This is a genomic window from Rhizobium sp. 10N414 (assembly GCF_056394785.1).
Window position 1 is genome coordinate 230326 of record NZ_JBFTIN010000002.1, and the last position, 23219, is coordinate 253544.

Annotated in this window: 23 protein-coding genes; 17 read left to right on the forward strand and 6 right to left on the reverse strand. The window is 60.0% G+C overall.

Annotated features, from left to right (window positions below; all coding sequences use genetic code 11):
* The first annotated feature begins 512 nt into the window (after positions 1 to 512).
* The 5 genes from AC1DE4_RS04310 (at position 513) to AC1DE4_RS04330 (ending at position 3542) form a co-directional block, all read left to right on the forward strand.
* Positions 513 to 659 carry a hypothetical protein gene (locus tag AC1DE4_RS04310; RefSeq protein ID WP_198021127.1) on the forward strand — a complete coding sequence of 49 codons (147 nt, stop codon included), beginning with the start codon at positions 513 to 515 and terminating at the stop codon, positions 657 to 659.
* Between the two features lie 111 nt (positions 660 to 770).
* Entirely contained in the window at positions 771 to 1037 is a 267-nt protein-coding gene (locus tag AC1DE4_RS04315; RefSeq protein ID WP_025658461.1) for a DUF1488 family protein, read from the forward strand.
* A gap of 62 nt (positions 1038 to 1099) precedes the next feature.
* The gene (locus AC1DE4_RS04320; RefSeq protein WP_245271622.1) at positions 1100 to 1285 is read left to right on the forward strand and encodes a hypothetical protein; all 186 of its coding nucleotides are present in this window, start codon (positions 1100 to 1102) and stop codon (positions 1283 to 1285) included.
* Positions 1286 to 1640: 355 nt separating this feature from the next.
* Complete coding sequence (gene ligD / locus AC1DE4_RS04325; RefSeq protein WP_025658463.1) at positions 1641 to 2696, forward strand: non-homologous end-joining DNA ligase; 1056 nt, start codon at positions 1641 to 1643, stop codon at positions 2694 to 2696.
* A gap of 333 nt (positions 2697 to 3029) precedes the next feature.
* A complete protein-coding gene (locus AC1DE4_RS04330) occupies positions 3030 to 3542 on the forward strand; it encodes a hypothetical protein (protein ID WP_477880158.1) in 513 nt (170 codons plus the stop codon).
* 147 nt (positions 3543 to 3689) lie between these two features.
* Here the strand turns inward: AC1DE4_RS04330 and AC1DE4_RS04335 are convergent, their stop codons facing one another.
* Both AC1DE4_RS04335 and denD read right to left on the reverse strand, forming a co-directional pair.
* Positions 3690 to 3845, reverse strand: a complete 156-nt coding sequence (locus AC1DE4_RS04335; RefSeq protein WP_477880160.1) for a hypothetical protein — start codon at positions 3843 to 3845, stop codon at positions 3690 to 3692.
* A 199-nt stretch (positions 3846 to 4044) separates the two neighbouring features.
* Positions 4045 to 5034, reverse strand: a complete 990-nt coding sequence (gene denD, locus AC1DE4_RS04340; protein WP_025658466.1) for a D-erythronate dehydrogenase — start codon at positions 5032 to 5034, stop codon at positions 4045 to 4047.
* 221 nt (positions 5035 to 5255) lie between these two features.
* Between denD and AC1DE4_RS04345 the strand changes: the two genes are divergently transcribed.
* The 5 genes from AC1DE4_RS04345 to AC1DE4_RS04365 all read left to right on the forward strand — a co-directional run bounded on the left by AC1DE4_RS04345 (position 5256) and on the right by AC1DE4_RS04365 (position 10677).
* Positions 5256 to 6647: an FAD-binding oxidoreductase gene (locus tag AC1DE4_RS04345; protein ID WP_477880330.1), complete on the forward strand. Its 1392-nt coding sequence runs from the start codon at positions 5256 to 5258 to the stop codon at positions 6645 to 6647.
* A gap of 44 nt (positions 6648 to 6691) precedes the next feature.
* Entirely contained in the window at positions 6692 to 7399 is a 708-nt protein-coding gene (locus AC1DE4_RS04350; protein WP_025658468.1) for a FadR/GntR family transcriptional regulator, read from the forward strand.
* Between the two features lie 417 nt (positions 7400 to 7816).
* A complete protein-coding gene (locus AC1DE4_RS04355) occupies positions 7817 to 8350 on the forward strand; it encodes a TRAP transporter small permease (protein WP_025658469.1) in 534 nt (177 codons plus the stop codon).
* Positions 8350 to 9627, forward strand: coding sequence for a TRAP transporter large permease (locus AC1DE4_RS04360; protein ID WP_025658470.1), 1278 nt, complete (start codon positions 8350 to 8352; stop codon positions 9625 to 9627). The genes AC1DE4_RS04355 and AC1DE4_RS04360 overlap by 1 nt, the downstream gene beginning before the upstream one ends.
* Positions 9628 to 9672: 45 nt before the next feature.
* Positions 9673 to 10677: a TRAP transporter substrate-binding protein gene (locus AC1DE4_RS04365; RefSeq protein ID WP_025658471.1), complete on the forward strand. Its 1005-nt coding sequence runs from the start codon at positions 9673 to 9675 to the stop codon at positions 10675 to 10677.
* Between the two features lie 74 nt (positions 10678 to 10751).
* Here the strand turns inward: AC1DE4_RS04365 and AC1DE4_RS04370 are convergent, their stop codons facing one another.
* Genes AC1DE4_RS04370 through AC1DE4_RS04380 form a run of 3 tightly spaced genes read right to left on the reverse strand, consistent with a single transcriptional unit; the run spans position 10752 to position 13651 of the window.
* On the reverse strand, positions 10752 to 11666 hold the full coding sequence (locus AC1DE4_RS04370; RefSeq protein ID WP_051420031.1) for a DMT family transporter: 915 nt from the start codon (positions 11664 to 11666) through the stop codon (positions 10752 to 10754).
* A gap of 46 nt (positions 11667 to 11712) precedes the next feature.
* Positions 11713 to 12915, reverse strand: coding sequence for a mandelate racemase/muconate lactonizing enzyme family protein (locus AC1DE4_RS04375; RefSeq protein WP_025658473.1), 1203 nt, complete (start codon positions 12913 to 12915; stop codon positions 11713 to 11715).
* Between the two features lie 19 nt (positions 12916 to 12934).
* Positions 12935 to 13651, reverse strand: a complete 717-nt coding sequence (locus tag AC1DE4_RS04380) for a FadR/GntR family transcriptional regulator (protein ID WP_051420029.1) — start codon at positions 13649 to 13651, stop codon at positions 12935 to 12937.
* 331 nt (positions 13652 to 13982) lie between these two features.
* Between AC1DE4_RS04380 and AC1DE4_RS04385 the strand changes: the two genes are divergently transcribed.
* The 5 genes from AC1DE4_RS04385 (at position 13983) to AC1DE4_RS04405 (ending at position 19151) form a co-directional block, all read left to right on the forward strand.
* A complete protein-coding gene (locus AC1DE4_RS04385; RefSeq protein ID WP_477880165.1) occupies positions 13983 to 15509 on the forward strand; it encodes an ABC transporter substrate-binding protein in 1527 nt (508 codons plus the stop codon).
* A gap of 78 nt (positions 15510 to 15587) precedes the next feature.
* Positions 15588 to 16529 carry an ABC transporter permease gene (locus AC1DE4_RS04390; protein ID WP_025658476.1) on the forward strand — a complete coding sequence of 314 codons (942 nt, stop codon included), beginning with the start codon at positions 15588 to 15590 and terminating at the stop codon, positions 16527 to 16529.
* Entirely contained in the window at positions 16529 to 17407 is an 879-nt protein-coding gene (locus tag AC1DE4_RS04395; RefSeq protein ID WP_477880167.1) for an ABC transporter permease, read from the forward strand. The genes AC1DE4_RS04390 and AC1DE4_RS04395 overlap by 1 nt, the downstream gene beginning before the upstream one ends.
* A gap of 1 nt (position 17408) precedes the next feature.
* Positions 17409 to 18620 (forward strand): amidohydrolase/deacetylase family metallohydrolase, encoded by a 1212-nt coding sequence (locus tag AC1DE4_RS04400; RefSeq protein WP_477880169.1) that lies wholly within the window; start codon positions 17409 to 17411, stop codon positions 18618 to 18620.
* Positions 18621 to 18638: 18 nt separating this feature from the next.
* Positions 18639 to 19151 carry a RidA family protein gene (locus AC1DE4_RS04405; RefSeq protein WP_037214761.1) on the forward strand — a complete coding sequence of 171 codons (513 nt, stop codon included), beginning with the start codon at positions 18639 to 18641 and terminating at the stop codon, positions 19149 to 19151.
* 10 nt (positions 19152 to 19161) lie between these two features.
* Here AC1DE4_RS04405 and AC1DE4_RS04410 read toward each other — a convergent pair whose 3' ends face one another.
* Positions 19162 to 19995, reverse strand: a complete 834-nt coding sequence (locus AC1DE4_RS04410) for an IclR family transcriptional regulator (protein WP_025658480.1) — start codon at positions 19993 to 19995, stop codon at positions 19162 to 19164.
* 96 nt (positions 19996 to 20091) lie between these two features.
* Between AC1DE4_RS04410 and AC1DE4_RS04415 the strand changes: the two genes are divergently transcribed.
* Both AC1DE4_RS04415 and AC1DE4_RS04420 read left to right on the forward strand, forming a co-directional pair.
* Positions 20092 to 21288 (forward strand): aminotransferase class V-fold PLP-dependent enzyme, encoded by a 1197-nt coding sequence (locus AC1DE4_RS04415; RefSeq protein WP_477880172.1) that lies wholly within the window; start codon positions 20092 to 20094, stop codon positions 21286 to 21288.
* A 40-nt stretch (positions 21289 to 21328) separates the two neighbouring features.
* Positions 21329 to 23161 (forward strand): ABC transporter ATP-binding protein, encoded by a 1833-nt coding sequence (locus AC1DE4_RS04420; RefSeq protein WP_025658482.1) that lies wholly within the window; start codon positions 21329 to 21331, stop codon positions 23159 to 23161.
* Positions 23162 to 23219: the final 58 nt, after the last annotated feature.

Below are 23219 nucleotides of genomic sequence, written 5' to 3' on the forward strand. Positions count from 1 at the left end.
CCGCATCTGACGAGACCAGAAGCCTTCCGCCCGCGCTCAGTCTCGCGACAAATGCCTCACCATCAAGCGGGCACCCTTATGCACGCTTGCAGCGCATGGGGCCGACGAGTGTGGCTTGGCATTCGCCATCGATCAGCCCGACGGCACGGAATGAGTAAAGAGCAGTGGCTGGCCCAAAAGGCCGAATAGGCGCCCCCCTAGCACCATTCGCAGAAGGAGTCCGCTAAGGGGTGGAAGCGGACTCCAAAAAGCTCAGAGGTCGATCCCAGGAACAGAACTACGACCGGGCAATAAGCAGTTGGTCACATAGGCAGGACAATAGCGAGTCAATTCGGCTCACACCCTATAGCGCAGCATGATTAAAGATGCACCGTCGTTTTGCCGACCAAGAATGCAGATAGGCATTGCAATTGTTCTGTTGGCACACCACTTGTAGAATATAGGCAGCTTCTGAAACGGGCGCTGCCCGGTGTGGACGCAGCAAGCGTTCCACCCCAACAAAGGAGGACGGCATGTCTTCCGCCTCTATTTTCTTCTCCAAGGACAATCTCGTGCGAGCCGCTCTACGGTTTCGCTACTTGGAATTTCTCGTCAAATCGACACCAGCAATAAGCCTCGCGTTCATTGTCTATCTCACGTTCAAGGGTGTCTTCTGGTAGGCGCAAGGCTTTAAAAAACGCGGCCCCGATGCAGCAGCCTCGGGTCTGAGGTAGTTGTTGGCACCTCGTAGACAGCGCCTGTTTCGCGACCAGGAGATTGGGAGGTCTTCCGTGGCAATTGTGTTTCCCAACCGAGCCAGAAGCTATGACGGGTCCACGAGGCGGGTTCGCTTCCTCGGTCACGATGGCATGTTCGAAATTCGCTTCTTCGTCGATATCGACGTATTGGCAAATGGACCGTGCGAGATGGCGACGTCGGAACGCGACTGTCTCGCGGCATTTGACAGGCTTCGAGCTAGAATTCTTGGGGTGGCCGAGCGCATGTACACGTCAAAACCCAAAAACCTGATCGTTCTTACGCTGGCGGACTTTAAATAGCAGCCGGAAGGACAGTGGTTTCATAACTTCACAACCGTAGGAATCCAATAATGAATGAACGGATGAGCAAAAGCCGAGAACGCGCGGAAGCCGAATTCGGGTTGACCCAGACACAATTTCTTTCCCGCACTGGCATGGACTCGAAAATCGACCCCGTCGTCAGAGCGAGGAATGAGAAGACCGCGCAGCTAAAGGCCATGCGCCTTCAGCAAGAGGCGGATACGGCGGCCAAGACACTCAAGGACTGAGGCCTATGGCCGCGAGCCTTGGCAAAGTCATAGCGCAGTTCCGGCATGGGCTTGTTGCCGTAGCGGCCGAGGGCATCCGCCGCAGCCGTTGAGCCGCTTTTCTGGCATTTTACGCAGGAGTATCGGAGTTCATGCCAGATGAAGTCGGGGGTAATAGGCCATGCGCATAGCGCCTCTCCTTGAAGAGGTTGCCGACAGCCGCATGTTGTCGAGGATTTTGGTTCCTGCTCCCGCCCGAGCGCAGAGATATGTGGCCTTGGGGCTCGCGGCGTTAAGCCCCGGTCAACCACCTATCCCCGCCCATCGTCATATCGGGTTAATTGTCTTTGTAAGCTTTCCCTTATTTAATCACCGGATGGCCAAATCACCGCCTTCCAAGCCTCTCCTGGCAGACGAAAAGCCGCTTCGTTCGCGTGCACGAAAGCCGCGCGACCCATCGCAGCCGCGACTTCCCTTTGATCCAATGCCTGACCGCGTTGAGCCTTGCCTTGCGCTGCTAAAGCCGCGACCGCCAGTCGGGCCGGATTGGCTTTATGAAATCAAATGGGACGGGTATCGGATCGCAGTCCACCTGAACAACGGCCAAGTCCGTATTCTCACCCGCGGCGGGCATGACTGGACGCATCGCTTTCCCGGTATTGAGGATGCTGCCAAACATCTCGGCGTCGGGACCGCCATCCTCGACGGCGAGGCAGTCGTTCTCGATGAGGAGGGGCGGCCACACTTCGGCAAGCTGCAGAACTCTCTGGGCGGCCGGGGAGGGAAGCTGTCTGCCGGCGACGCCATCATGTTCGCCTTCGACCTGCTATACTTCGACGGCCACGATATCCGCAGCCTGGAACTGACGTCTCGGCGATATTTCCTCCAATCCCTCCTGAAGAACGAGCAGGGCGCTATCCGTCTATCTCAGACCATTGATGGCGACGGGCGCGATATCTTCGAAGCGGCCTGCGAGCATGGTCTCGAAGGCATCATTGCGAAGTACAAGGACGCCCCTTATCGCTCTGGCCGGTTCGGCGAGTGGATCAAGGTCAAGTGCACGCAGTCAGACAGCTTCATAGTCGTGGGCTACGAGCACTCCACGGTGGCGCGATCGGGGATTGGTAGCCTGTTGCTGGCCGCTCGGAAGGGCGATGATTGGATCTATGTCGGTTCTGTCGGCACGGGCTTCAACGAGCGCAGCGCCGAATACCTTCGAAAGACGATGGACCGGATCAAGCAGAAGACACCACCCGTAAAATATGAGGGGAGGCGGAAGAACCTCGTATGGGTACAGCCGACATTGATTGCCGAGATCGAGTACGGTGCCTGGACGCACGACGGCAAGCTGCGCCATGCGTCCTATAAGGGGCTGCGGGAGGTTCAGGATAATGCGGCGGTGTTTGAGGTGGCGGCTGAGCACGCAGGCTAGCGCACGCAATCCATGTTCTTGTTGAACCCTACTTCCTCTCTCGGTCCTGACGTCCTTCTGCTGTCTGCAGTCGAGTTTGCCGGTAGAGTCGGTCCGATTAGGGTCGATTGCCTGTATGCTTCGGGACTTTCCGAAACCACCTGGGTTTTGACCATTGTGTTTATTCGGAAATTCCGGCTGTTCAGAATGGCCAAAACGCTTCTTCGTAGCCTCCAGAACGCGCTTTTCCGTCTCTTTGGCGTACCCGCGATAAGCCGCTGCCGTCTTATGCTTTGACAGCACTCGCCCCTGTCCCTCGGTCAGCCCGCTCTCTTCTAATTCGGTCATGCCGCCATGCCTGCACTTGTCCAGGCTGAAGGACGGTGGATCGAGCTTTCCTTCACTCCGGAGCAGATCCGCCATCTCGCGGACCTCGTGAGCCAGGAACGTACCGTCGCCGAAAAGGACGCCGTTCTTCTTGCAGACGATCGATGTGCCATAACGCGGCGTCTTGCTCAGAACCGCCTCCGCATCCTCGTAAAGCTTCACGAGACTGCCGTCCTCGTCGACGAATTCGAGAGGGTGCAGCGCAAGCTCGTCCGTCTTCCGGTGTTTCAGGCGGATCCTGTCCGGTTCATCGGAAGCCCGGCAGCCGGTCCAGGGCGCATAGCCGGCGCCGCTGGAGGATGGTCGCATCAGCCACTCGAAGGCCAGCACTGCGGCGGCTGCCAACTCCCCACGCCCTTTCTCGATCGCGCCATCGGCGAACTGATAGACCGCTTCCCGGTCTACATGGCCCTTGGTCAGCTTCTTCCGGCGCTTCACCGTCACGCCGTGCCACGGATTCGGCGTATCGGTGCGGAATAGCTCCGGATGGTGCGGCTTCATCCGTTTCCACATGGCCTTACAGTAGGTGACGACCTTCTCGGCCATGCGATTGCCGCCAAACTGCTCGTAGATCTTCTCAGCCGTGCTGATGGCTATGTTTGAAATCTTCGCGTCGCCCACGGTGCCCTACCCGAGGCGGACGTCGCAAACGCTATCGAGGACGCGCCTATAATCGGGACGGCTGAACTCGGCCACACGCTCGGTCAACGAGCTATGCTTGAGGTAGGTGTTCACCAGCCACTCAACAGTGCCGTATCGGCTCGTGTCGGGCGGAACTTTCATATCAAGGCGGTCCTGGATACGTCAAATCGCCCCCAGCGGCGAATTTGCCGCCGATCCGCGCGCGCCGTCGGTCGCCAAGGCTTCGGCCCGGGCGGGCCGTCACGGGTCCAGCCGGAACAAGGAAAGCCGCCTTCAACGGAGGGCGCGCCGATGAGGCAGGCGGCCAGGAAAACAGAGCGCGCCAGAACGCCGTCGTTATCTAAGATAAGAGCGTGCCGCCCAGTTCATCCTCGATGTGGACCTTGATGATTTGGTCGAAGGACGTCTCAGCGGTGAAGCCGAGTTCGATGGCGCGCTTCGCCTCGAAACCGGGTGCCCATCCAGCGCACATGCGCATGATCATCTCGTCAGGCTCACGACGGATGAGTGACACGGCCTTCTCGCCCGCGACACGGCGCAGAGCCTCGATCTGTTCGCCAACAGTGGCGCTGAGACCAGGCATGGAAAGGTTGCGCCGCGGGCCGACCTTTTCGATGCTAATTGTCGCGCCGTCGATCAGGAAGCCGACGGCTGCACGCGGCGAGGCGTGCCAGTGGCGGACGTCCTCGGAGACCGGAAGTACGGCTTCCTGGCCGACCAGCGGCTCGCGCAGAATGTTCGAGAAGAAACCGGAGGCAGCCTTGTTCGGCATACCCGGACGGATGCAGATGGTCGGAAGGCGGATGCCGATGCCATCGAAGAAGCCGCGACGCGAATAGTCCGACAGCAAGAGTTCGCATATCGCCTTCTGGGTGCCGTAGCTCGTCAGCGGCGTCGTGTGGAAGTCGTCCGGGATCGGATAGGGAAGCGGTGCACCGAAGACGGCGATTGACGAGGTGAAGACGACACGAGGCTTGTAACCATCCTGGACGTGGGCGACACGGATCGCGTCGAACAGGTGACGGGTGCCGTCGAGGTTGATGCGGTAGCCCTTGTCGAAGTCGAGTTCGGCTTCACCTGACACGATGGCGGCGAGGTGGAAGATCACGTCCGGCCGTTTGGCAACGATGCGCTCAGCTTCGCCGGCGGCCGAAACGTCGCCGCTCTCGAGGACAGCCTTGCCGGTGAAGCCTGCTGGCACTTCCGGGGTAACGACGTCGATCAGCGTCATCGCCTCGATGGCACGGCCGTCAAGGTTTCCGTCCTTTGCAAGACGTGCCGCGAGCTTGCGACCAACCATGCCGGCAGCGCCAATGATCAGGATGTGCATGTGATTACCTCCTCCATGCTTTCGGTCCCCTTCCGACGAATATGCAAACCACTCAGTCGGAAAAAGACATTGTAAGGTTGTCTGATAACCGTATATGATGCAGTTGGAAACAGAATAGTTGCGTCACGCACAGGTTGCCTGGGCTTCGGACTGGCCCCTGGAGCGCCCCGGCCGAAAGGAAACACGTAAGCGTGAGTATCCTGTCATATCAGCAGAAATTCGTGGCTGCCCTCGGGGCGGATATGGTCCTCCTCGGGGAAGAGGTGGAGCGCTATTGTCGCGACTGGCACGGGGATGTGACCACCGGAGCGATCGCTGTCCTTCGTCCGCGCTCCACTGACGATGTCGCAAAAGCTGTGCGCGTCTGCGCCGAACTCGGCGTTGCGATCGTGCCACAGGGCGGAAACACCGGCTTGGTGCTAGGTGCTACTCCGGATGCACCTCAAAGTCAGATCGTGCTCAGTCTCGAGCGCATGAATACGACCCGCCGCATAGATGCCGACGATTTCTCGGCAATCGTCGAGGCAGGCGCTATCTTGTCCGAATTCAAGGAAAAGGTCGAGGAAGTAGGACTGTTCTTCCCCCTCGCGCTCGGAGCACAGGGGTCCTGCCGCATTGGCGGCAATGTCTCCACCAATGCCGGTGGGATTAATGTCCTGCGCTACGGCATGACACGCGAACTGGTGCTGGGACTGGAAGTGGTTCTGCCTGACGGTTCCGTTTTCGACGGATTGTCAACGCTGCGCAAGGACAATCGCGGCATTGATCTGAAGCAATTGTTCATCGGAGCTGAAGGTACGCTCGGGATCATCACGGCGGTCGCCGTGAAACTCGTGCCGATGCCAGATCAGGTGGCCACCGCCCTTGTTGGATTGAATGCACTCGATGACGTGATCGCACTCTACCGCCGCGCCCGTCGCGACTGCTGCGACCTTCTGTCGGCCTTCGAGTTCATGCCGCCGATTGCCTTCACGCTGGCACGTGAGGCCATGCCGGACCTCACTGTGCCAATGTCAGGGGATTACGCGGCGTATGCGCTCATTGAAGTCTCCGGCTCAGGGCTGGTCGACGTGTCGGATTTGATGCAGCGCTTTCTCGAAGGAGTCATGGGTGACGGTCTGGTGATCGACGGTGTGGTCGCCACGTCCAAGACGCAGTCGCGCAATCTCTGGCTTTTCCGAGAGGGCATGAACGAGGGACAGGCCAAACGCGGTCCGCATTTGCGCACCGACATTTCCGTTCCGCTGTCGCGCCTTGCCGATTTCGTGCGCGATGCGCAAGAGGCTGTCTATGACGCGCTTCCGGAATGCGTCTGTGTCTCCTACGGCCATGTCGGCGACGGCAACGTCCACCTGAATGTGCTGCCTCCGGGCGATCTTCCGCGTAGTGAGATCGATGCGCGGATCTACAAGGCGAAGACGATTATCAACGAAGTGCTTGACCGTTATCACGGCTCGATCAGTGCCGAGCATGGCATTGGTCGGTTGAAGCGGTCCGACTTCGACACGCGTCTTTCCGAGGTTCGGCGCAAGCTCCTTGCCGCGGCGAAGACAGCGATCGATCCGGATCTTCGGATGAACCCCGGTTGCCAATTGAGTTTCGCGATGGATTGATAGACAACCTCAAGGTGACGTGGAGCAGGCGGGGCGTATCGACCATGGAATTCGGACATATCAGGCGAACTGAACATCTTCCGGCACGCATTGCCGATCAGATTGGCCGCGACATCACCGAGGGTCGAATGCGTCCCGGAGAAAAGCTGCCGACCGAGCATTTTTTAGCCAAGGCGCTCGGCGTGAGCCGGTCCGTGGTGCGCGAGGCGATCGCCCAGCTGCGCAACGAAGGGCTGGTCGAAACCCGCCAGGGTGTCGGAGCCTTCGTAACCGAGCCGCAGGCCCGCACGATCCGCATTGAGCAGGACGACCTTGCCAATCGCCAAAGTTTCCGCGACCTTTTTCAGTTGCGTGTACCGCTGGAGATCGAGGCGGCGGGCCTGGCTGCGCTGCACCATACGGCAAGCGATCTTGCGCGCATCGACGAGGCGCTCGCGAGCATGAACGGCGCGCAAAAGTGGACGGCGGAGGGCATCGTCGCCGACCTTGCGTTCCATCGCTCGGTCGCCGCTGGCACTGGGAACGAGTACTTCTCGGTCTTTATCGGGTTCATCGCAGAGCGCATTAGCCTCGCGATCAATGCGGCGCGGGCGACCGCCGTCCTTGAGGAAATTGTCGAGGTGACGATCGAGGAACATGCCGTCGTGCGCGACGCCATTGCAAGCCGGGATCCGCAGCGGGCGAGGGAGGCGATGAAGATGCACTTGCTGGGAGCGGCGAGGCGCCTCGACCTGACGCTTGAGACCTATTGATCGTGCTTGACCAAACAAGTTGCAAGTATCGCCCAACGCCTGTGGAAATGGTGGCACGAACGTCGTTCGTAGGGGCTTTTTGACGAACCCGCCATTTGGGCGCTGGACAGCAAACCCGAGTCTGACTAAAAGGCTGGCGAGGCGTTGTCAGACATCCTGACAATAAGGCAAGGCGGGAGGAGGTTTGCCGCCTGGGAGACATTCAAGAGGGGGAATGACTTGGTGGCCAAGCATTCGCTAGCCGTACCTGTTTTGCCGGAAGACGCGGTGCAGCCCTTTCGGGTCGGGCTTGGATGGTCGAACGCCGTTCATGGCGCCTGCTGTGCATTTCCGCCTGACGGAAGCTTGCTTCTCGGTGCTCTCGTGCGGAGTCCTGCCACGCGCGGCCTCTTGTAAAACTAATGGGGAGGGGAACGAGTGCAAAAGGCAATCGATCTATTCTACAGGGTTCTCGAAATCCTGCTGATCGTCCTGATGTCGGGAATGGCGATCATGGTCTTCGTGAACGTTGTCATGCGTTACACGATGAATTCCGGCATTACCGTGTCGGACGAACTTGCGCGTTACTTCTTCGTCTGGGTTACCTTCATCGGCGCCGTGGTGACATTTCGCGAACACGGTCACCTGGGTGTCGAAACGCTGGTCGCGCTTCTCGGCCGAAAGGGCCGCATCGTCTGCATGGTCCTGAGCAACCTGGTGATCATCGCCTGTTCGGCGATCTTCTTCTGGGGTACCTGGAAGCAGTTTCCAATCAACTGGAGCATGAAGGCGCCCGTCACCGGCCTGTCGATGGGCTTTGTCTACGGCATCGGCTTCTTCACCGGCGCCGGCTGCACAATCATTGCGCTTGAACGTCTCGTCCGCCTGCTTGCCGGTCGTGCGACACAGGAGGAAATCGAGGCTTTTGCTGGCGAAAACCTCACTCTTGAACAGATGGCGGAGCGCAGCTGATGACACTTTTCGTCTTCGTTGGCTCCCTTCTCGGAGCCATGGCGATCGGAGTGCCGGTCGCATTTTCGCTTATGTTCTGCGGCGTCGTGCTCATGTGGTATATGGGTATGTTCAACACCCAGATCATCGCCCAGAACATGATCGCGGGGGCAGACACCTTCACGTTGCTCGCCATCCCCTTCTTCATTCTTGCCGGCGAACTCATGAACGCCGGGGGCCTGTCGCGGCGGATCATCGACTTCGCCATCTCTTGGGTCGGACACATTCGAGGCGGCCTCGGCATCGTGGCGATCGTGGCCGCGCTTATCATGGCCAGCATTTCTGGCTCCGCCGCCGCCGACACTGCCGCGCTCGCCGCCATCCTCATTCCGATGATGGCCAAGGCCGGCTACAATATCCCGCGCTCTGCGGGCCTCATCGCCGCAGGCGGCATTATCGCGCCGGTCATTCCGCCATCGATGGCCTTCATCGTATTCGGCGTCGCTGCCAACGTTTCGATCACGCAGCTCTTTATGGCGGGCGTCGTGCCCGGCCTCATGATGGGCTTGGCCCTGGTCGCCACCTGGCTGATCGTGGTGCGACGGGACAAGGTCGAGCCGCTTGCGCGGACTCCGGTGAAGGAACGCCTTCAGGTGACGGGCCGGGCACTCTGGGCACTTGGCATGCCGGTCATCATTCTTGGCGGGATCAAGGCGGGCGTCGTCACTCCGACGGAAGCGGCGGTTATTGCCGCCGCCTATGCTCTCTTCGTTGGCATGTTCATCTATCGGGAGCTGACGCCGAAAACACTCCCGCACGTGATCCTGCAGGCGGCGAAGACGACATCGGTAATCATGTTCCTGGTCTGTGCCGCACTCGTTTCGGCCTGGCTAATCACCGCTGCGAACATTCCATCCGAAATTACCGGCCTCATCAAACCACTGATCGGCCATCCGATTCTGCTGATGTTCGTGATCATGATCCTTGTACTGATCGTCGGTACAGCGTTGGACCTCACGCCAACGATCCTGATCCTCACCCCTGTATTGATGCCGATCATCAAGCAGGCGGGCATCGACCCGGTCTACTTCGGCGTGCTGTTCATCATGAACAATTGCATCGGCCTTTTGACCCCGCCGGTTGGCGTTGTCCTCAACGTCGTCAGCGGCGTCGGCCGAATACCGCTCGGCAAGGTGACGGCTGGAGTCTGGCCGTTCCTGGCGGCGCAAACGATCGTGCTCTTTCTCCTGGTCCTGTTCCCGGACCTGGTGATCGTGCCTGCCCGCTGGCTGCACTGACAGCCCGCAAACCGTCTCACTCAGCAATCCATGGGAGGATAAGTTTTGAGAAAATTGCTTTTGACCACCACCGCCATCGCATTGGCATGCACGATGTCGGCGCCGGCCTTCGCTGAATTCAATGAACGCACCATTCGCGTTTCAAACGGCATCAATGCCGACCACCCCGTCGGCAACGGCATCGACGCGATGCAGAAGTGCCTGGACGACAAGTCGGGCGGCAAGCTCAAGCTGACGGCATTCTGGGGCGGCGCGCTTGGCGGTGACCTGCAGGCAACCCAGGCCCTTCGCTCGGGCGTTCAGGAGGCCGTTGTCACCTCATCGTCCCCGCTCGTCGGCATCGAAGCGTCGCTCGGCGTCTTTGACCTCCCGTTCCTGTTCTCCAACGCCCAGGAAGCCTACAAGGTTCTTGACGGCGACTTCGGCGAGATGATGAACAAGAAGCTCGAGGCCGTCGGCCTCGTGAACCTCGGCTACTGGGAAAACGGCTTCCGCAATCTGTCCAACTCGGTGCATCCCGTCACCAAGTGGGAGGACTTCGAGGGCATGAAGGTTCGCGTCATGCAGAACAACGTCTTCCTCGACACGTTCCAGAACCTTGGCGCCAACGCCACTCCGATGGCTTTCGGCGAGGTCTTCTCCGCTCTGGAAACCAAGACGATCGACGCTCAGGAAAACCCCTATGTGACGATCGACACTTCGAAGTTCTTCGAAGTGCAGAAGTACATCACCGAGACCAACCACGCCTACACGCCGTTCCTCTTCCTCTTTTCGAAGGCTATCTTCGACACCTACACTCCCGACGAGCAGGCGGCTCTGCGAGAGTGCGCCACCGTTGGTCGTGATGTCGAGCGTCAGGTCATCGGCGACCTGAACAAGAAGTCGCTCGAGAAGATCAAGGCTGCCGGCCTCGAAGTGAACGTCCTTTCTGCGGAAGAGCAGGCGCGCATCCGCGAGAAGTCCATGGTCGTTTACGAAAAGCACAAGGCCGAGATCGGCGCCCCCGTCGTCGACGGCATTCTCGCCAAGCTCGCCGAGATCCGTAAGTAAGCGAAAGGCCTGAGTTCAAAAAAGGGCCCGCGGCGTCAGCCACGGGCCCTTTTGCCATTCGAGGGCATATTCGCTCAGGGGACCTCAGGCGGACGATCGGACCGGCCCTTCTTCAACTGCTGTTCACGGAAGAAAATGAACAAGCCGGATCCGATGATCAGGCTCGCGCCGACCATCATGGTGGGGCGCGGTATGTCGCCGAAAAACATCCAGCCGAAGACGATCGCCCAGAGAAGAAGCGTATACTGAAGCGGCGCAACGGTCGCAGCGTCGGAGATCTTAAGCGCGCGGTTGACGAGCATATGGGCGCCCATGGCGACGACGCCCAGAAGGCAAAGCAGGGCGATTTCCGGGACGGAGGTTAGCGGCGTCCAGTCGATCGGGGCGATGATAAGCCCGGCAAGACCGGCGCCGCCTAGCTGGAAAAGCACCAGCGTCTTGTCCGGCGTGGAACGCAGGCTGCGGCCCGACAGTAGCATGAAGGCGAAGGCGAAGGTGCCGACGATCGAAATGAAGGCCGGCATGGTGAACATTGCCCTTGACGGTTCAAGGGTGATGACGACGCCGACGAAACCGACGAAGATCGCCGTCCAGCGTCGCCAGCCAACCTTCTCACCAAGCAGGAGCGGTGACGCAGCGGCGACATAGATCGGGGCTGCCAGCCAATAGGTCATCACGTCGGCAAGCGGCAGATAGGTGACCGCATAGTAGAAGCAGAACACCTCCAGGGTCGAGAAGAGGACGCGTAGCGCCTGCATCAGCGGTCTCTCCGCCTGCGTGATTGGCTTCCATCCGCCGCGCCAGATGAAGGGCGAAAGAATGAGCAACGCGGCCAGGCTGCGGATCAGGATCACCTGGCCGAGGCCATAATTGGCGACCAGCCATTTCCCCATTGCGTCGTTCAGCGCAAACATCAACATCCCGAGCAGCATCGCCGCTGGTCCGGCGACCAATATAAAGCTACTACCGGTCCCGTCTGTCTCACTCATGTCTGTCATCGATTTCCCCGAATCGGCGCCGTTTCCCGGCGGCATGTCAGATGCTCTCTCGGTCGGAGATCCTGCGGCTGACCGTGAAGGCTCGCTCGAGTTCCGGATTGAGTTCCATGCCGAGACCCGCGCCGGGCGGCACGGTTATCATGCCGTTGCGGACCTCGGGAAGGGCGGTCACCAGATCACGATACCAGGTTCGGTAGAAGGCGCGCACGCTCTCCTGCACCAGCGCGTTCGGCGCATTCAGCGAAAGGTGAGTGGAGGCGCACAGGACGACGGGGCCGGTGCAATCATGCGGCGCGACAGGAAGATGCCAGGCTTCCGCCATCGCCGCGATCTTGCGCGCCTCCGATAAGCCTCCGCACCAGCTGATATCGAGCATCACCACGCCGGCCGCGCCGGTCTCGAGGTAGTCGCGAAACGCCCAGCGCGAGCCCAGCGTTTCCGAAGCGGAAATCGGGGCCGGCGAAACCTCGGCATATCGCCGCAGGCTGGCAAGACTGTCCATCTTGATCGGATCCTCGTGCCAGAAGGTCTGATATGGCGTCAGTGCTTTGGCGATCTGCATCGCCGGTAAGAGCTGCCACATCGAATGGAATTCGACCATGATGTCCATCTGGTCGCCGACGGCGGCGCGGATCTTTTCGAACGGTATGAGCGCCTCCCTGAGGTCGGGCATGGAAATATAGTTCCCGCGTGTCTTCTCCGCTGCCGCATCGAAGGGCCAGATCTTCATGGCCGTGATGCCCTCTTCCAGCAATGAGTGGGCCAGCTCGTCGGCGCGATGCAGGAAGCCATTCAGGTCGTCGTAATCGCGCCCTTCGGCGAGACCGTAATTTGCCGTCGTCTGGCCGGTCGCCTTCTTGATGTATTCGGTGCCGGCGCAGGTGTTGTAGGTCCGGATCTCCTTTCGGGTGAAGCCGCCGAGCAGCTGCGCGATCGGCTGGCCAGTTGCCTTGCCGAACAGATCCCAGAGCGCGATGTCGAAGGCGGAATTGCCGCGCACTTCCGCACCGGACGAGCGGAAGCCGAGATAGCCGACGAGATCGGCCGCGAGCCGGTCGATCTCCAGTGGATCGCGTCCGATGACGCGCGGCGCGATGTATTCGTGGATATAGGCTTCGACCGTTTCTGCACCGAAGAAGGTTTCCCCGAGGCCAGTGAGGCCCTCGTCGGTGTGCACCAGCAGCCAAAGAAGATTGGGGCGCTCGGCGATACGCACCGTTTCGAGACGGGTAATTTTCATGGGAACTCCAGTTTTGTTTTCAGGTCAGGCCGCCACGGGCGAGAGCCCTGAGGCTCTGGTCGAAATGCTGGTCTATGATCGTCGATGCCACCTGAGGATCGGAGGCGGCGATCGCCTCGGCAAGGTCGAGATGCAGGCGGTTCATGGCTTCGCGTTCGTCGTCGGTAGCACGCACCTTCCAACCGATCGGCCAGCACTCGACGATCACGCCCTGAAAGGCGCCTATCATCAGGGCGAAGACGGGGTTTTTCGAGGCGCGCGCGATCGCCAGGTGGAGGGCGAGGTCGTTTTCCATGACGACGGCCGGTTGGTCGAGGCGGTTCTGCATGGCGCGGGCGAAGCCGAGGATCTCGTCCGCCTCTTTCTCTGTGCGCAGCAGCGCCGCAAGTGTTGCCGTACGCCCCTCGATGGTGCGGCGTGCGTCATAGATCTGACGGATGTCGATTTGGTGGGTGAACAGGCCATGTCGGAAGGTCATGGCGATGGAACTGTCGTCAAGTTCAGCGACGGTGGGCCTCTTGCCGGCGCCGAGATCGATCAGACGCATGGCAGCAAGCGAACGCAGAGCTTCACGGACCACGGTACGGGACACGCTGAGGCTTTCCGTCAGGGCTGCCTCGGAGGGTAGGCGATCCCCTGGCTTCAGCCTGCTTTCGCGGATGAGAGAAGAGATCTGCGCGACGGCGCCTGCGACGAGATCGCCGGAATATGGTGTGATTGTTCCCGTTCCGCTCATTATCTATCCTATGGCTTTTGCAATCCGATATTATAGGTTTGTAACGAAGCCAAGAGCACGGAAGCATCGCGTTGCTGCACCTCCGGTAAGAAAGTGCCCACCTTCCCCAATATGACGCAGGAAGCCTCTTGCGGCGTCAGTGTACCGGTTGATGGTCGGCGCAGCCGGGTCTCTGGTTCCAACTGCCGGCGTCCGTCGACTTGCTCCGCTCACCTTCCCGAACGCATTCACGCTACTCGTGTCGCGTCCCGCCATTGACACCACCATCACTCCATGTATTCTGTTATAAAAGTGCATATAACATAATTGTGGAACAAAACGGGAGATAGATATGAGAATGAAGCTCGCATTCCTTGTCGCCACGGCGTTGATCGCAACGCCGTCTTTTCTGCTGGCGCAGGAAAAAGGCGGCGTGATCAATGTCGCTACGATTGGCGAACCGCCGACACTCGATCCGATGACGTCGACAGCCGACCTTGTCGGTATCGTCACACAGCATATCTTCGAGACGCTTTATACGTTCGACAAGAAGTGGGCCGTAACGCCGTTATTGGCCGAAAGCCTTCCTGAGGTCAGCGCCGACGGGAAGACCTACACGATCAAGCTGCGCACGGGCATCAAGTTTCATGACGGCAGCGACATGGCATCAGACGACGTCGTTGCCTCGCTCAATCGTTGGACCAAGCTTGCTTCGCGCGGGAAACAGGCTGCTGGCTTTATCGAATCGATCACTGCAACCGACGCATCGACCGTCACGATCAAGCTGAAACAGCCCTACGCTCCACTGGTCTCGCTGCTTGCCTTCAACAACTCCGCTGCGATCATCATTCCCGCGGAAAAGCAGGCCGACACGATGACGGACTTCATCGGCACCGGCCCATACATGCTGAAGGAGCGTAAGGCTGACCAATATATCCAGCTCGTCCGCTTCAATGACTACAAGCCGCGCTCCGGCGACAGTGATGGTTATGGCGGCGCCCGCCATCAGTATCTCGACGAAATCCGCTTCGTACCGGTGCCGGATGCCAACACCCGCGTCGAGGCCGCCATCTCTGGCCAATACGACTATATTGACTCCCTGCCGGTCGAATCTTACGACAAACTAAAGTCCTCAACGGCAACCCAGCCGCTGCTCCTGAAGCCGTTTGGCTATCCGGTATTCGTCTTTAACACCGCTGCCGGCGTTACAAAGAACGTTGCGATCCGCAAGGCAATCCGCCAGGCGCTCAGCATGGAAGACATGATGGGAGCCGCCTTCGGCGGTACGGACTTCTACGCAGCGGATGGCAACGTCTATCCTGGCAACTTCGCCTGGAGCACGGACGCAGGTGTCAAAGGCAACTATAATGTCGCGGATCCGGAAGGCGCAGCCACGGCCGCCAAGGAGGCAGGCTACAACGCTGAGCCCATCCGCATCCTGACCAGCCGCCAGTACGAGTTCCACTACAAGATGGCCCAGGTGGCGGCCGAATATCTGAAGCTGGCGGGCTTTACGGTGGACCTCCAGGTCGTCGACTGGGCGACGCTGACACAGCGCCGCACCGACAAGGCGCTGTGGGACATCTATATCAGCCACAGCCCGTTCCTTCCGGAACCGGCCCTGATCGGCTCCCTGTCTCCGAGCTCGCCTGGATGGTGGGACACGCCGGCGCGAAAGAGTGCCGTCGATGCGTTCACCACCGAGATCGACCCAATGAAGCGCGTTGAACTCTGGGCCAAGGTCCAGAAGACGATGTACGACGAGGTGCCGTTCATGAAGATTGGCGATTTCAACGCCGTCTCGGCCATGTCAACGAAGCTTCAGGGTGTCGATCCCGCCCCTTGGCCGTACTTCTGGAACGCATCGATCAAGAAGTAACCCCGCGTGCCGGGTGCTGGTCCTGAGGCCGGCATCCGTCCACGATCGTGCTCTGCCTGGACACAGGAGCCGCTTTCCATGATACGCTACATCCTTCAGCGCCTTCTTGGCATGATCGTTGTGATGTTTCTCGTCGTCACGATTGTCTTCGTGATCGTGCGTGTGACGCCCGGCGACCCCGCCGCAGTCATGCTCGGCCCTGATGCAACCACACAGGACGTTGCCGAATTGCGCGCGCGCCTCGGTCTCGACCAGTCGATCGTTGTTCAATACTTCTTCTATATAGGACAGCTTCTGAAGGGGGATCTTGGCCAGTCGATCTTCCTCGACATGCCGGTGACCTCGGCGCTTCTCGAACGCGCAGAACCGACCTTCTTCCTGACGATCTTCTCGCTCCTGATTGCAAGTGTCGTGGCACTGCCGATCGGCATCTATGCCGCCTACCGACGCGGCTCGTTCATAGATCAGTTGTCGACAACCACCGCCATGCTGGCCGCAAGCATCCCGAGCTTCTGGCTCGGACTCATTCTCATGCAGTTCTTCGCCGTGCGCCTGAACCTGTTTCCTGTCTCCGGATACGGCGGCCCCGGCGCGTCCTTTCTTGAGCGCATGTACCACCTTACGCTGCCTTCCTTCGCCCTCGGCCTTGTCTCCTCGGCGCTGATCCTGCGCTTCACGCGCGCCTCGATGCTTGATGTGCTCGGCGACGATTACATTCGCACCGCGCGCGCCAAGGGGCTGGTCGAACGCAAGGTTGTCCTCAAGCATGCGCTGAAGAATGCCTTGATCCCGATCCTGACAGTGCTTGGCCTCACTGCCGCCGTGCTGATTTCAGGTGCTGTTGTAACGGAGACCGTGTTTGGCCTTCCGGGGGTCGGCAATCTCGTCGTCTCTGCCGTTCTCAGACGCGACTACCCCGTCATCCAGGGCGCACTGCTGGTCATTGCCGGCCTCTACGTCCTCATCAATTTCGCAATCGACATGCTCTATCTGCTGGTCGATCCAAGGGTGCGCTACTGATGGCTGATATCTTAACCACCACCGAGAGTCCCGCCGCAGCCGAGCGCAGCAAATTCCTTCGCCGCCTGTTGAGACGCAAGACGGTCGCCGCCGGCATCATCGTGCTCACCATCTTCGTGCTGTTGGCGGCATTGGCGCCCTGGATTGCGCCGTACTCGCCCTCGAAGCTGTCGATCGTCAACCGGCTCAAGCCGCCGAGTGAAATGTTCTGGTTTGGCACCGACGAGTTCGGCCGCGATGTGTTTTCACGCACCATCTATGCCGGGCGGCTGTCGCTGTTGGTTGGCGCCGCCGTTGTCGTGCTCTCCGCGTTGATCGGCGTCACGCTCGGTCTGCTTGCCGGCTTCTTCCAGAAACTCGATACGCCGATCGCCCGCCTGATCGACGCGATGATGTCGTTTCCGGACATTCTCCTGGCTATCGCGCTTGTCGCAGCTCTCGGGCCATCGCTGACGACGGTCATCGTTGCCCTGTCGATCGTCTACTCGCCGCGCCTGGCGCGTATCGTTCGCGCCTCGACCCTGGTCATACGCGAGCTACCCTATGTGGAGGCGGCGCAGGCGCTCGGCATTTCCACCTTCCATATCATGACGCGACACGTGCTTCGCAATCTTCTGTCGCCGATCCTGGTGCAGGGCACCTTCCTGTTTGCCAGCGCCATGCTGGCCGAAGCCGGACTTTCCTTCCTCGGCCTCGGCGTCAGCCCTGAAATCCCGACCTGGGGAACCATGATCGCAGCCGGCCGTCAATATATCGGCCAGGCCGACTGGATGACCYATTTCCCGGGCTTCGCCATCATCCTCTCCGTACTGTCGCTGCAAATGGTTGGCGACGGTCTCCGGGACATGCTCGATCCAAGACTTCGAAAGGACATTTAGAATGACCGGTGAAAAAGCGGGCAAGCCGCTCCTCATCACCAATGTAAAGCCCATGGCTTTCGGCGCGGCTTTCCCCTCCAGCAGCACGACGGACATCCTAGTCGGCGCCGACGGCAGGATCTCCGCAATCGGCCCGACGCTTGCCGCGCCAGCAGATGCCGCGCGCCTCGACGCCAAGGGAGCCTGGATCTCGCCCGGCTGGGTCGATCTTCACGTCCATATCTGGCATGGCGGCACCGACATTTCGATCCGTCCGTCGGAATGCGGCGCCGAGCGAGGCGTCACGACGCTGGTTGATGCCGGATCAGCGGGGGAAGCCAACTTCCACGGCTTCCGCGAATATATCATCGAGCCGTCGAGAGAGCGCATCAAGGCTTTCCTCAATCTTGGCTCGATCGGCCTTGTCGCCTGCAACCGCGTTGCCGAACTGCGCGATATCAGTGACATCGACCTCGACCGCATTCTCGAATGCTATGCTGAGAACAGCGAACACATCGTCGGCCTGAAGGTACGGGCGAGCCATGTCATCACCGGTTCCTGGGGTGTCACGCCTGTCAAGCTCGGCAAGAAGATCGCCAAGATCCTCAAGATCCCGATGATGGTCCATGTCGGCGAGCCGCCAGCGCTTTATGATGAAGTGCTTGAGATCCTCGGTCCCGGAGACGTCGTTACCCATTGCTTCAACGGCAAGGCCGGGTCGAGCATCATGGAAGACGAGGACCTCTTCAATCTCGCCGAACGTTGCGCTGGCGAAGGTATTCGCCTCGACATTGGCCATGGCGGCGCATCCTTCTCCTTCAAGGTGGCGGAAGCAGCCATCGCACGCGGCCTTCTGCCGTTCTCCATCTCGACCGACCTGCATGGTCATTCGATGAATTTCCCGGTCTGGGATCTCGCGACCACCATGTCGAAGCTCCTGTCCGTCGGCATGCCCTTCGACAAGGTCGTGGAGGGTGTGACGCACGCACCGGCCTCGGTCATCAAGCTGTCGATGGAAAACCGTCTTTGCGTTGGCGAGAGGGCGGATTTCACGATCTTCGATCTCATCGATGCCGATCTCGAAGCGACCGACTCCAACGGCGACGTTTCCCGCCTGCAGAAGCTGTTTGAACCGCGATACGCGGTGATCGGATCGGAGGCGATCGCGGCCAGCCGCTATATTCCGCGTGCCCGCAAGCTCGTCCGTCACAGCCACGGCTATTCGTGGCGCTGAACGGAAGGTCCAAACCGCATGATAGGAGCAGACGTGGACACGTCCCCAGCAGAGGCCGCAGCAGCGGTACAGACACCCTACGAGCGCCTCGCGGCGCTCGGCATTATGCTGCCATCAGCTCCACCGCCCATCGCCAACTTCATTACCCATGTTCGCGAAGGCAACATCCTCTATCTGTCGGGTCAGGGCCCGCGGGAAGCGGACGGTCATCTGCACGCCGGCAAGGTTGGCAGCGAAGTGAGCACGGAAGAAGCCTATCAGCATGCACGGCTCACCGGCATCAACCTGCTGGCCGTCATGCATGATGCGCTCGGCGACCTCTCCCGGGTGAAGCGGGTGGTCAAGCTGCTCGGCATGGTCAACGCCGTGCCGCACTTCGAAAACCATCCGAGCGTCATCAATGGATGCTCGGACCTCCTTATCGAGGTTTTCGGCGAGGCCGGCCAGCATGCTCGCTCCGCCGTTGGCCTCGGCTCCCTGCCAGGCAACATCACTGTCGAGATCGAGGCGATCGTCTCGCTCAACGACTGAGGAGGTCAGGTCAGTGGTTGCGCCATCCCATCAACTTCTCGATCCGCTCCGCCGAAGCTCGCACCTGTTCGGTGTAATGGCTTTCGTCGGACAGAACCTTCTGTTCGGGCAGGACGATCGAAATGGTGGCAACGCATTGGCCTTCCCGGTCGCAGACCGGCGACGCGATGCAGGCAACCGCGTAGTCCGACTCGGCGACCTGGATAGACAGTCGCTCCCCGAAAGCCTTGCCTGCGGCATCGGAAAGCGTGCGCGCATCGATCTCAGCGCGCCCGGTCGGCGAGGTGCGGGCGCAGCGCTTGAACAATTCTACCCGCTCGTTCTCGGGCAGGTGGCCGACAAGAAGCCTGCCGGACGCCGTCCAGTTCAATGGCACGCGCGTGCCGACACGCGAGGCAACCTGAAAATGGCTTGGGCCGTCCGCCATCGCAAGCACAAGCATGTAATCGCCGTCGCGACCGCAGACCTGCACGGTTTCGCCGGCTTGCCGGCAGAGATCGTGCATCTCGTGCGTGGCAACGCTCATGAAGTCCAGCGACCGGGCATAGGCGAGGCCATAATGATAGAGGCGCGAACCAAGCCAGATCGACCCATCCGAGTTGCGAGCCAGCATGTTCTTTTCGACCAGGTCGTCGATGATAACGTAGACGGTGGAAAGCGGAGCCCGGACTGCCTTGGCAATTGCGTAAGCACCCGCTGGAGAACCGGTTTCGTAAAGATAATCAATTACCTGCAAGGCACGGTCAATACCGCTGACGCGAGAGCGCCGCGCGCCTTTAGGGTCGGCCGCCTCGATCGATGCGGCCTCATGGAGGGGGGCTGCGGATGAGCTCTTGGTGTCCAATTCTACGCTCCTCGTCTGATAACGAGAAGCTATTACATTACTATGGCATAACTGTCGATGGCAATCTGCAACCTGCCGCCACTCTGGAGAAATAGAATGTCCGATGATATCCGCACCAAGATCGGCCTGCGCCCGGTCATCAACGTGTCCGGCACCATGACAAGCCTCGGCGCATCGATCGTCGTGCCGGAAGCGATAGAGGCGATGGCAGCGATCCTGCCGCAGTTCGTCGAGATCAACGACCTGCAACGCAAGGCAAGCAGCGTCATCGCACGGCTGACTGGTGGTGAAGCTGGCTTTGTCACCGCATCGTGCTCGGCCGGCATAAGCCTCGCCGTCGCCGGCGCCATCACCGGCGACAATCTCCTGGCCATCGAGAAATTGCCCGATGTCTCTCCCGAGAAGAACGAAGTCCTCGTGCAGATGGGCCATGTTGTCAGTTACGGCGCGCCGGTTGATCAGGCCATTCGCCTCGCCGGGGGCAAGGTCGTCTTGATTGGGCAGGCAACCTCGACGCATCGCTTCCATATGGAAAATGCCATTACCGAGAAAACGGCGGCAGCCGTCTATGTCGTGTCGCATCATGTTGTCGACTACGGCTTGCTTCATCTTAGCGAATTTGTCGAGATCGCCCACGCGAAGGGCGTTCCGGTGATCGTTGATGCGGCCTCCGAATACGATCTCAAGCTCTTCCTGGCGCAAGGAGCCGATATCGCGCTTTACTCCGGCCACAAGTTCCTCGGCGGTCCGACCTCCGGCATCGTCGCTGGCAAGAAGGAATTGGTGCGCAGCGCCTTCCTGCAGAACATGGGGATCGGCCGCGGCATGAAAGTCGGCAAGGAAAGCGTTTATGGCGTCATGGCTGCGTTAGAAGCTTGGGAAAAGCGCGATCATGCGGCCATCCGGGAACGTGAGACCGCCTGCCTGAACCTCTGGAAGAACGAACTGGACGATCGCCCGGGCGTGACGGCACTGATCGAGCCCGATCCTACCAACAATCCGCTTGACCGCTTGCGGGTGGTGATATCGCCGACGGAGGCCCACATCACCGCCTGGGATCTCGCTGCCGCTCTGTCGCAAGGCAACCCGCCGGTCATCGTGCGCGACCATGAGGTCGAGCATCAGCATTTCTATCTCGATCCCTGCAACCTGCACCCTGGCCAGGAAGAGATCGTCGCCGTCCGTCTTGCAGAAGAGCTCAACAAGGCTCGTGCCTCGAACGAAATCATCGCCACCCCGTTCGAAAACCGCAGCAAGCATCGCTTTGACGGCATGCTGCGCTGGCCGGACTGAGGACCGACAGGCGACAAACGATAGAAGGAAGGGAACGATCATGAGCGCCACAGAGACAAGCACTGCAAGGTCCGTCGATCCGGTTTTGTCTGTCCAGAACCTGACCACCTCGTTTCTGGTGGATGGCGGATTAAAACCCGTCGTGCGGGATGTTTCCTTCTCTGTGGCACCGCAAGAAACGGTCGCGATCGTCGGCGAAAGCGGCTCGGGCAAGAGTGTCACGTCGCTCTCGATCATGCGGCTCCTGCAGCCCGATTCGAGCCGCATCGAGGGCAAAATCATGCTGGGCGGCCGCGACCTGCTGTCACTTTCAGAAAATGAGATGCGAAAGGTCCGCGGCAACGACGTCTCGATGATCTTTCAGGAACCGATGACGAGCCTCAATCCGCTCTTTACCATTGGCGACCAGATCTCGGAGGCATTGCTGTGCCACCAGGCGATGTCGAAGGCCGACGCGAAGGCGGAGACGATCCGGTTGCTGGAAAAGGTCCGCATCCCGTCCGCCGCATCTCGTTTCGATGAATACCCGCATCGCTTCTCCGGCGGCATGCGCCAGCGCGTGATGATCGCCATGGCTCTGGCTTCCAAGCCAAAGCTCTTGATCGCCGACGAACCGACGACGGCACTCGACGTAACGATCCAGGGGCAGATCCTCGATCTCATCAAGATGCTGCAGGACGAGCAGGGGACCTCGGTCCTGTTCATCACTCACGACATGGGCGTCGTTGCCGAAATTGCCGACCGCACAGTCGTCATGTATCGCGGTGAGCAGGTGGAGACCGGTGCCACCGCCGACATCTTCCACCGCGGAAAGCATCCCTACACCCGCGCCCTGCTGTCTGCCGTCCCGGTGCTTGGATCAATGCAGGCCTATGCCCGGCCATTGCGCTTTCCTGTTGTCAACACCGCAACCGGTGAAACGGACAAGCAGGTCGAAGTGCCTGACACCGTATCCAAGGACAAGCCGATCCTTGAGGTGAAGGGGCTCACCAAGCGGTTCGACATCCACTCGGGGCTGTTTGGACGACTGAGCGGCCGCGTGCATGCCGTCGAGAACGTTTCCTTCGACCTTTTCGCCGGCGAGACGCTGTCGCTGGTCGGCGAGTCCGGTTGTGGCAAATCGACCACAGGGCGCGCCATCATGCGGCTGATCGAACCGGATTCGGGATCCCTGCTGGTCGCGGGACGCGACGTGCTCGCTCTCGACAAGCGCGGGATGCGCGATATGCGCAAGTCAGTGCAGATGATCTTTCAGGACCCGTTTGCATCGCTCAACCCGCGCATGACCGTCGGTCAGGCGATTGCCGAGCCCTACCTCGAACACAAGATGGGCACAGCAAGAGAGGCAAAGGACGTTGTCGCTGACATGCTCCTGAAGGTCGGGCTGACACCCGATATGGCACGACGATACCCGCATGAATTCTCGGGCGGCCAGCGACAGCGCGTCTGTATCGCCCGCGCCCTGGCACTCAAACCCAGGGTCATCGTCGCTGATGAAAGTGTCTCGGCACTCGACGTGTCCATCAAGGCGCAGGTCATCAACCTCATGCTCGATCTGCAGCAGAGCCTCGATCTCGCCTTCCTGTTCATTTCGCATGATATGGCGGTCGTCGAACGCGTCAGCCACCGTGTGGCGGTCATGTATCTTGGCGAGATCGTCGAAATCGGCCCGCGCGCGGCAGTCTTCGGCAACCCGCAACACGACTACACCAAGAAACTCATGGCCGCGGTTCCGGTGCCGGACCCGGACCGTCGCCGCCAGAAACGAATGGCTGTCGTCGAGGAGCTGAGGAGCCCGATCCGGCCTGTCGAATACGAGGCTGGACGGCGCGAATATCGAACCGTTTCGCCAGGACATCTCGTGATCAGCTGACGGTTCTGCGCCAATGGGCATGGCCGACCCTTGCCTCTCGCCTGGTCGGACACATCTC